Source organism: Collinsella sp. TM09-10AT (assembly GCF_003436275.1).
GTDB lineage: Bacteria > Actinomycetota > Coriobacteriia > Coriobacteriales > Coriobacteriaceae > Collinsella.
Genome location: NZ_QSOP01000042.1, coordinates 1 through 2394, shown reverse-complemented (window position 1 = coordinate 2394; position 2394 = coordinate 1). Strand labels below are relative to the sequence as shown.

The 2394-nt window shown below is 50.8% G+C and carries 5 protein-coding genes; 3 read left to right on the top strand and 2 right to left on the bottom strand.

Translation table 11 applies throughout. From position 1 onward, the window contains the following. The first annotated feature begins 207 nt into the window (after positions 1-207). From DXD77_RS10115 to DXD77_RS10105, 3 genes are all read left to right on the top strand, one after another. Positions 208-576, top strand: a complete 369-nt coding sequence (locus tag DXD77_RS10115) for a hypothetical protein (RefSeq protein ID WP_117638269.1) — start codon at positions 208-210, stop codon at positions 574-576. Between the two features lie 200 nt (positions 577-776). Continuing rightward, positions 777-1181, top strand: coding sequence for a hypothetical protein (locus tag DXD77_RS10110; RefSeq protein WP_117629395.1), 405 nt, complete (start codon positions 777-779; stop codon positions 1179-1181). A 12-nt stretch (positions 1182-1193) separates the two neighbouring features. Then, on the top strand, positions 1194-1433 hold the full coding sequence (locus DXD77_RS10105) for a hypothetical protein (protein WP_117629396.1): 240 nt from the start codon (positions 1194-1196) through the stop codon (positions 1431-1433). A 12-nt stretch (positions 1434-1445) separates the two neighbouring features. On the opposite strand, the gene DXD77_RS10100 is transcribed toward DXD77_RS10105, so the two are convergent. Then, positions 1446-1742: a hypothetical protein gene (locus DXD77_RS10100; protein WP_117629397.1), complete on the bottom strand. Its 297-nt coding sequence runs from the start codon at positions 1740-1742 to the stop codon at positions 1446-1448. Between the two features lie 141 nt (positions 1743-1883). Continuing rightward, entirely contained in the window at positions 1884-2312 is a 429-nt protein-coding gene (locus DXD77_RS10095) for a hypothetical protein (RefSeq protein WP_117629398.1), read from the bottom strand. Between the last annotated feature and the right edge of the window lie 82 nt (positions 2313-2394).

The window sequence follows — 2394 nt, the reverse complement described above, 5'->3', positions numbered from 1 at the left end:
GGCGGGGCCGAGGCCGCCTCGATCAATTTGCGAAAGAATCTTGACGGTACCACTCCGACACTGCTCGGACATTCCCGTTAAGTCATATACAGCACTGAAATCGCACTTGGCACCGAGACCAGTTACGTCCACATCCGCGTCCGGAACGAATCGAAGCGGTATCCCGTTTCAAAACGTATGCGTTTCACCATGAGAGAGGGATCTGTCATGAGCTGGAAACCGAGAAAATGCGTTATCGCCTTACTGACTTTGGCGGCTCTGACGTGTTTCGCCGCCTTGATCGCCGTCAATATCAAACCGCAACACGATGCTTATCCCTCATCTTTGTCCATTAAAATGGGCCAAAATTTCAGCCTCGGCCGAAACGTGAATTATTTTAACAAGCTAAAACCTAATGAGGAAAATATCTTGATGTTCTGGGCATCGTGGTGTCAGCACTGCGAATCTCTCATAGAAGATATGCAACAACTTGATAATTTCGCAGCCTTAAGGAAGAACCTTTTCACTGTTTCCGAGGACAGCACAATTGAAGAAGCCTCGGTCCATGAAGGAGACTTTCCCATATACATAGATTAAGATAAGACCGTGTATGACCAATATGAACTTGAGCATATTCCGTCCATATTCATACTGGATGATCAAGGAAACATCATCGGCTTATCCGAAGGAGAGGAAGAACCTCTTGCCTTATTAAAGAAATACGCCAAATACAACGGATATAAAGCGGAAGGAGGCGACATCAAGTAACTATCAAAGGCCAGATTAAGGAGCCAGCCATGAAGAAATGCCTGCTCTCCATCGTCTCAGCAGCTCTTTGCCTCTCCCTTGTCATGACACCATTTGTGCCCGTTGCGGCAGCCTATGCCGACGAGGGGTCTCCCGCCGAGAGCAGCGAAATCTACGTCGGAGACAACTACGACGAAAATTACGATATATCCCTTTTTGAGCGCGGACGCTGCACGGATTCATATTCCAAGGCGTGGTGCGATTCTCACGGATTTGCAAATAACCGCACCGTCCCTCACAAGGTCAAGCTGAACGTGAAGGAGGAGTCTTGCCTGCGCGATCCCTACCTTGCTGGCACCGCTGAAGTTATCGCCGGTCTCGTGACAACCGGTCCTGGCGGCGGCTTGTTTGCAACCGCAATGACATCGTGCCGACTTTTCACTTGCATGTTCTAAAAGGAGGTTGCCATGCTGTCGCAAAATCAATCGAGATACTTGACCACAATCGGCTTTGCCCTGCTTGCATTACTCTTTGCTAGCGACCTTTTGCTGAAACCGCCCAAGGAACTCGTTTTGCTTGCCATAGACTGCCTTTCCGCCCTTTACTTTACGGCAACCCTATTCGTCGGACTAAAGGAGAGGAAAAAAGGCGCAGTCGTCGCATCCGCCGTATGCTTGATCATAATCATTGCATCATTCTTTATCTGACACGTTGGTGATTTAGGGGCGATATCGTAGGAATACGACCGGGAGAGTCGGGACCAGATTGCCCGGGTTGCCCGGTCGGCTCGCGCGACGGTGCGGCGGTTCCACAGAAAGCTCTCCGGACTTCACGCCGTTTCTGATCGCATTGTAGACAGCCATCTCGTCTTCGCAGTCGGCGAGCACGCGGTGTGCGTCGTCGTTTTGGATGTCCAGTAAATCTCGAAGGTCCTCCATGCACCAGCGTCCGAGATTTGGCCATGCGCGTTGCGCGAGCTGATAAGTGTCGATTGCGATGTTGTAGTTAAAGTCCAAGCCAATGCCGTCCCAGGCAGAACGGCTTTGTTTCCTTGATTATCAACTTCATCCGGACACTTCCCGCATTCATCCGTGTGTGTACGGATGAATGCGGGGTTCAATACCCCGGCGGTCTGATCGGCAGGCCGCCGGGAACTCTCACTCCTCGATAAAAGCCGGCACCCGGTTAGTCCTGCGCATCTTGAAATTGCCATTTTCGTGGGAGACGTAGAGGATGCCGTCCATCCCGTCTCGCGATGCATATGAAAGGTGAACAGAACCGCAATCCGCTCCATCATTGTCGAGAAGATCGAACGAATTCGGGTCGCTCGTTGCGGCCAAACGACCACTCATACAAGAACCATCGTCATTACAGATTTGCCATTCCATGTCTTCGCCTGCAAGAATCGCCATAGACGGCCTGGTCGCGCCATCGTTGACATACATCCCGTCTATGCCAAACCCATTTTCAGCGCCATCGATGAACGACTGCTCGGACCTATACCTCGCAAATGATGCACATAGCACCATTGCAAGACAAAGTACAAAGCCAACAATCGCTATCTTTGCATAGCTCTTGCCTATCATGTCATTCACCTTCCTCGTATGTATCGAGGTATTCCTGCTTGAGCGTCTGCGAGGACGACTTGATCTTTTCCACGAGCGTGCC

Coding starts and splice junctions, on each gene's coding strand:
- DXD77_RS10115 (WP_117638269.1), top strand. CDS start 208: ATGAGCTGGAAACCGAGAAAATGCGTTATCGCCTTACTGACTTTGGCG.
- DXD77_RS10110 (WP_117629395.1), top strand. CDS start 777: ATGAAGAAATGCCTGCTCTCCATCGTCTCAGCAGCTCTTTGCCTCTCC.
- DXD77_RS10105 (WP_117629396.1), top strand. CDS start 1,194: ATGCTGTCGCAAAATCAATCGAGATACTTGACCACAATCGGCTTTGCC.
- DXD77_RS10095 (WP_117629398.1), bottom strand. CDS start 2,312: ATGATAGGCAAGAGCTATGCAAAGATAGCGATTGTTGGCTTTGTACTT.